7 protein-coding genes are annotated in these 6,227 nt (G+C 70.3%); 1 reads left to right on the plus strand and 6 read right to left on the minus strand.

Translation table 11 applies throughout. From position 1 onward, the window contains the following. A partial coding sequence (locus tag HW577_RS18565; RefSeq protein WP_198377630.1) for a flavin monoamine oxidase family protein occupies positions 1 to 894 on the plus strand: 894 nt, incomplete at its 5' end. Between the two features lie 77 nt (positions 895 to 971). Here HW577_RS18565 and HW577_RS18570 read toward each other — a convergent pair. From HW577_RS18570 to HW577_RS18595, 6 genes are all read right to left on the minus strand, one after another. Next, a complete protein-coding gene (locus HW577_RS18570) occupies positions 972 to 1,316 on the minus strand; it encodes a gamma-glutamylcyclotransferase family protein (protein WP_198377631.1) in 345 nt (114 codons plus the stop codon). Beyond that, complete coding sequence (locus HW577_RS18575; protein WP_198377632.1) at positions 1,313 to 2,287, minus strand: Bug family tripartite tricarboxylate transporter substrate binding protein; 975 nt, start codon at positions 2,285 to 2,287, stop codon at positions 1,313 to 1,315. Before HW577_RS18575 ends, HW577_RS18570 begins: the two co-directional genes overlap by 4 nt. Before the next feature lie 392 nt (positions 2,288 to 2,679). Then, a complete protein-coding gene (locus HW577_RS18580; RefSeq protein WP_198377633.1) occupies positions 2,680 to 2,955 on the minus strand; it encodes a hypothetical protein in 276 nt (91 codons plus the stop codon). 36 nt (positions 2,956 to 2,991) lie between these two features. Then, positions 2,992 to 4,404, minus strand: a complete 1,413-nt coding sequence (pgmG, locus tag HW577_RS18585; RefSeq protein ID WP_198377634.1) for a phosphoglucomutase/phosphomannomutase PgmG — start codon at positions 4,402 to 4,404, stop codon at positions 2,992 to 2,994. An 11-nt stretch (positions 4,405 to 4,415) separates the two neighbouring features. After that, complete coding sequence (locus HW577_RS18590; protein ID WP_198377635.1) at positions 4,416 to 5,720, minus strand: UDP-glucose dehydrogenase family protein; 1,305 nt, start codon at positions 5,718 to 5,720, stop codon at positions 4,416 to 4,418. 63 nt (positions 5,721 to 5,783) lie between these two features. Continuing rightward, positions 5,784 to 6,227 (minus strand): phosphatidylglycerol lysyltransferase domain-containing protein (locus tag HW577_RS18595; protein WP_198377636.1); only part of this gene is annotated, 444 nt, incomplete at its 5' end.

Below are 6,227 nucleotides of genomic sequence, written 5' to 3' on the forward strand. Positions count from 1 at the left end.
GCCGCCGCGGCCGATGGCGGACCCGACCGCCCGGCCGCCGAGGCCGCGCCGCGCGGCGGGCGCTGGGACGCCACCGTCGCGCATTGGGAAGGGGCCCAGATCTGCGCCGCGGAACTGTCGCGCATGTCGCTGCACGACTTCGCCGCGACCGCGCTCGACGGACCGAACATGATCCTGCGCGAGGGCGTCGGCGGCCTGGTCGCGCGGCTCGCCCAAGGGCTCCCCGTCCGGCTGAACGCGCGCGTGGAACGCCTGCGCTGGGGCGCGCGCGGCGTGACCGCCGAAGGCGCCTTCGGTTCCATCGCGGCACGCGCGGCGATCGTCACCGTCTCGACCGGCGTGCTCACCGGCGGCGGCATCGCCTTCGACCCGCCGCTGCCGGCGGTGACGCGCGACGCGATCCACGCGCTGCCGCTCGGCCTGCTGACGAAAATTGCCTTCCGTGCCGACGATCCCGCCCTGCCCGACCTGCCCCCCTTCGCGAGCCTGCGCCGCGCCGTCGCCCAGGCCGACGATCGCCCGATGTCCTTCGTCTCCCGCCCCTTCGGCGAGCCCGTCGTGATCGCCTTCTGCGGCGGCGCCCGCGCCTGGGAGTTGGCCGGCGACGCCGCGCGCGCGCAAGCCGAGGCGCGCGCCGAAGCGGCGACGGTGTTCGGCGCGGAAGGCGCCGCCGCACTTGGCCGCGCCACCGTCACGCGCTGGGCGGAAGACCCGCTGTTCCGCGGCGCCTACAGCCACGCCATCCCGGGCGCACAAACGGCACGCACGGCACTCGCCGCGCCGCTCGCAGACGGGCGACTCGTCTTCGCAGGGGAAGCCTGCCATCCGCGATTCGCGGCAACGGTCGCAGGGGCTTGGCTCAGCGGCATCCACGCGGCGAACAGAATGGCGTGACGCAACCGGAGGGGCGCCGCCCCTCCGGACCTCCCCACCAGGGGGCTACGGCCCCCCGGACCGCGATCATCTGGCGCCTATGGCCAGGGGTGCGCCGGATCGGCACGCCAAGACGGGGCGATCCAGGCGCGGGCACGCACAGGGCCACGCGGCGTCAGCACCGTCAGCGGCGTCAGCAGATAGGCGCTGCCCTCATACGCCGACAGGCGAGCGAGCGCGGCGGGACCGACCCGCAGCACCGCGCCCTGCACCGCCGAAGCATCATCCTCGATCAACGTCGGATACGGCGTGCCGCGCAGATGCACGCGCCGCCAGCCCTCCAGCCGCGCGGGCACCCTCCGCCGCGGCAGCGCAGACTCGCCCGACATGCGCGCGAGCACCTCCGGGTCGAGCAGCGTCCCATAGACGAAGAGGGACGTCATTCGATCTGGAGCTGGAGGGCGCGGACCAGCGGCCGCACCTGCTCGATCTGGGCACGGACGGCTGCGCCGAATTCCTCGGGGCTGTTGCCGCCGGGCTCGGCACCGAGTTCCTGGATGCGAGTGGCGAGGGCGGGGAAGCGGGCGGCGGCAGCGATCTCGCGGTGCAGGCGGGCCAGCACCGGCTCGGGCGTGCGGGCGGGGGCGAAGAAGCCATTCCAGCCCAGCAGGGTGAGGTTGGGCAGCCCCATCTCGCGCACCGTCGGCACATCCGGCAAGGCGGAGGGGCGCGTATCGGCGAGCGTCGCGATGGCGCGAAGCGCGCCGCTGCGGACGTGCTGGAGCGAGGAGGAGAGCTGGTCGCCGCCGAACTGCACGCGGCCGGCGAGCATGTCCTGCACCAGCGGGGCGGCACCGCGGAAGGGGACGTGCTCCATCCGGATGTCGGCGTCGCGCTTCAGCAGCTCGCCGATCAGGTTCATGGTGCTGCCGGGGCCGGTCGATCCGTAGAAGGGCGGCTGCGGCTGGGTCTTCGCCCAGGCGACGAATTCCCGAAGGTTTCTTGCCGGGACCGACGGGTTGACCAGCAGCAGCATGGGCACGTTGGCGCCGAGGGTGATGGGCGCGAAGTCGCGTTCGATGGAATGCGGCGCGCGGTTCGCGAATTCCAGCGCGGCGGTGGTGGTGCTGAAGGTGAGGTTGTGGAAGAGCAGGGTATAGCCGTCGGGGGCGGACTTCGCGACGACGTCCGCGCCGATGGAGCCACCGCCGCCGCCGCGGTTCTCGACCACCACGGACTGCCCCAGCGTTTCGGTGAGCCGTTGCGCGTAGAGACGTGCGAGGACGTCGGTGGTGCCGCCGGCCGGGAAGGGCACGACGATGCGGATGGGGCGGGTCGGGAAGTCCTGCGCGAGCGCCGGCGCGGCGAGGGTGGCGCCGACGGCGAGCAGCAGTGTGCGGCGTGCGATGGTCATTCCCGGTTCTCCTCCTGCGGCCCTGTAGCGGACCGATTAGGCATGAAGCCTAAGCCGGGTTTCGCCATGGCGGGAAGTGCGGCGCACGCGCGTAAGGCGCAGCCCGAGGCAGCCTTCGCAACCGCGTCGATCAGTTCAGTTCCCCGAGGTTCTGCCAATTGTACCCGGTCAGAACGATGCGCTCGTCACTTCTCTCAAAAGGTCAGAACGATCCTTAAGCGCACCAGTGTGTTCTGAAAGCTGAAGTAGCTGGTTTCTCTTCTGTATCTTCTTTCCGCGTAACACAGAAGATATGCCGTACCGACGTCAGACCGGTCTTCGCACACATAGCCGGAATCAATGACCATCGCCCTGAACTGTTCGCTCGTGGCGCCAGTGGGAAACGTGTAGCGTCACTGACTCATGGCGTTGGCGGCTGCGCCGCGTTCGTGATTGATGCCCCAGTTGCCATTCTCGCTGTAGGGCGGCGCGCCTGTGCGGAATCCCGTGACCAGGACTGACTGCTCGAACAGTGTCGTCGTCGGCGACGGCGCGTAGCACCCGCCGAAAGCCAACAAGCACGCCAGCAAAGCGTCCACGCGACCCCGCGCTGTTGTACTTGAATGGGACACATGCGCCAGATCAGAGACTTCGTCTCGCACTGTTGCGGCATGGCTGGTTTCAATCACGCGCGACACTTCCGGCCGGGTGGCGCTTGTCTACACTCAGTGCCCGGCGTTCTCAGCCGAGAAATCCGGTGCTTCCAGCCCGCTCGCGACAAGTTGCTTCACCAGCTGCGCCTTGAGCCGCTCGAGCCCGGCCTCGGACGACGCCTCGCAGCGCGCGACCAGCACCGCCTGGGTGTTGGAGGCGCGGAGCAGCCACCAGCCATCCTCGGTCAGCACGCGCACGCCATCGACGTCCTGCACCTTGGCACCCTCGGCGGCCAGGCGGTCCTTCACTTCGCGCACCACCTCGAACTTCCGCGCTTCCTCGCAGTTGAAGCGGAGCTCGGGCGTATTGATCACCTGCGGCAGCGCGGCACGGACCTCGGACAGCTTCCCCGCCATGCGCGCGATGATGCCGAGCAGCCGAACCGCGGAATAGGGCGCGTCGTCGAAGCCGTACCACTTGTCGGCGAAGAAGATGTGCCCCGACATCTCGCCCGCGAGCGGGCTGCCCGTCTCGGCCATCTTCGCCTTGATCAGCGAGTGGCCGGTCTTCCACATCAGCGGGTTGCCGCCCGCCTTGGCGATCTCGTCGAACAGGACCTGGCTTGCCTTCACGTCGGCGATGATCGTCCCGCCGGGCTTCGACTTCAGCACGTCGCGCGCGAGGACGATCAGCAGCTGGTCGCCGAACAGGATGTGGCCTTCATCGTCCACCACGCCGATGCGGTCGCCGTCGCCGTCGAAGGCGATGCCGAGATCCGCCTTCTCCCGCGCCACCTCGGCGATGATCTGCTCGAGGTTCTTGGCCACCGTCGGGTCGGGATGGTGGCTCGGGAAATTGCCGTCCACATCGCCGTTGATGACGAAATGGGTCCCCGGCAGCCGCGCGGCGAGCGCCTTCACGATCGGCCCGGCCGAGCCATTGCCCGGGTCCCACACCACCTTGAGCTTGCGGTCGCCGCCATCCCAATCCTGCAGCACCCGATCGGCGTAGCGGCCGGCGATGTCGACGGTCCGGTCGGTGCCGGCACGTTCGGGCACCACGTCGCCCTCGGCGGCCATGCGGCCGATCTCCTGGATCGCCGCGCCGTAGAAGGGCTTCTTGCCGATCATCATCTTGAAGCCGTTGTAGTCGGGCGGGTTGTGGCTGCCCGTCACCATCGCGGCGCCGTCCGCCTCCTGGTCATAGGCGGCGAAGTACAGCATCGGCGTCGCGCAGAGCCCGATGCGCACCACCTCCAGCCCGCAGGCGCGCAGGCCCGCGACGAGCTGAGCTTCGAGCTCGGGCGAATGCAGCCGCCCGTCATAGCCGACCGCGACGCGCTTGCCCCCCGCGCGGACCACGACGGATCCGAAGCAACGGCCGATCGCGAAGGCGTCCTCGGGCTTCAGCGTTTTGCCCACGATGCCGCGGATGTCGTACTCGCGGAGCACCGTCTGGTCGAAGCGGTGGCGGAAGGCGGTCATGCTCAATCCCCTCAGGGCCGGCCGATGGAGGAATAGGTGAAGCCGGCCGCGCGCATCGCCACCGGGTCCCACACATTTCGAAGGTCGAGGATGATGTCGCCCTTCATGGCCGCCTTGAGGCGACCGGGCGGCAGGGCGCGGAATTCGTTCCACTCGGTCAGTACGACCAGCGCATCGGCTCCCTGCACGGCCGCGACCGCCGTCTCGGCGAAGTGCACCGCGGCGGGCAGCGCCTGGCGGGCATGCGCCGACTGCGGGTCGAAGGCCGTGACCTCGACCCCCGCCGCGACGAGCGCCGGCAGGATGACGAGCGACGGCGCGTCGCGCATGTCGTCCGTCTCGGGCTTAAAGGTCACGCCGAGCACCGCGACGCGCTTGCCCGCATGGGCTGGCCCGAGGGCGGCGAGGATGCGCTCGGCCATCCGCGCCTTGCGCGCCTCGTTCACCTCGATCGTGGCTTCCACCAGCCGCACCGGGCTGCCCGCATCCTGCGCGGTGCGTGCGAGCGCGAGCGTGTCCTTGGGGAAGCAGGACCCGCCATAGCCCGGGCCGGGATGGAGGAACTTCCGCCCGATCCGGCCATCGAGCCCCATGCCGCGCGCCACGTCGTGCACGTCGGCCCCCACCTTCTCGCAGAGATCGGCGATCTCGTTGATGAAGGTGATCTTGGTCGCGAGGAAAGCGTTGGCGGCGTACTTGATCAGTTCCGCGCTCTCGATGCTGACGGCGAGGACCGGCGTCTCGATGAGGTACAGCGGCCGATAGAGCCGCCGCAGCACGGTCGTCGCATGCTCGTCATCCACGCCGATCACGACGCGGTCGGGGCGCATGAAGTCGCCGATCGCGCTGCCCTCGCGCAGGAATTCGGGGTTGGAGGCGACGCTGATCGGCAGGTCGGGCCGCACGCGCCGGCAGATGGCCTGCACCTCCCGCCCCGTCCCCACCGGCACGGTGGATTTGGTGACGAGCACGAGCGGCCCGTCCGCCGCCTTGGCCACCTGCTCCGCCGCCGCATAGACGTAGGACAGGTCGGCATGCCCGTCCCCGCGCCGGGTCGGCGTGCCCACCGCGAGGAACACCGCATCCGCGCCCTTCACCGCCGCGGCGAGGTCGGTGGTGAAGGTGAGCCGGCCATCCTTCACATTCTCGGCAACGAGCTTGTCGAGGCCGGGTTCATAGATCGGCATGCGGCCGGCATGAAGCCCTTCGATCCGGTCCGGATCGACGTCCATGACGGTCACGTCGACGCCGAACTCGGCGAAGCAGGCGCCGGAGACGAGGCCGACATAGCCCGCGCCGATCATGGCGATGCGCATCGGGATCCCTCCTGTTTCGGGATGGGCGTGGAATGGCGTGGAAGCCGGGCGCTGGCAAGGCGGTCAGCGCGCATCCTCGGCCCCCGGCAGCAGCGGCAGCAGCGCCTCGAGGTCGCGCTCCGCCCGGCAGACCAGCCAGCGCGGCGTGCCGTCCTGGCTGTCCATGGGAAAGGCGGTCAGGCCGATATCGGCATAGACGCGCAGCAGGTCCGGCCCGACGCGCCAGAAGGCCGGATCGACGCGGGCCCGCTCGCAGATGTCTCGAAAGCGCCAGATGGCGGAGACGCGGTCGCGCGCCTCGCCCTCCGGGTCGCCGAGACCGAGCCAGACGCCATCGCGCTTCACAAAGGCGAAGCCCGCCCGCCCCGCTTCCCCGAACACCGCGCCATCGGCGAGCGGCGGCGGCGCTGCGCCGATGGCCGCGAGCCTTTCGCGCGCCGCCTGGTCGAAGGGCAGCGCCGGCGGGCGCGCCGGCCGCAGAAGGCGCACCGCCGCGACCAGCAGCAG

The organism is Neoroseomonas rubea (assembly GCF_016106015.1).
In the GTDB taxonomy this organism is placed as follows: Bacteria; Pseudomonadota; Alphaproteobacteria; order Acetobacterales; family Acetobacteraceae; genus Neoroseomonas; species Neoroseomonas rubea.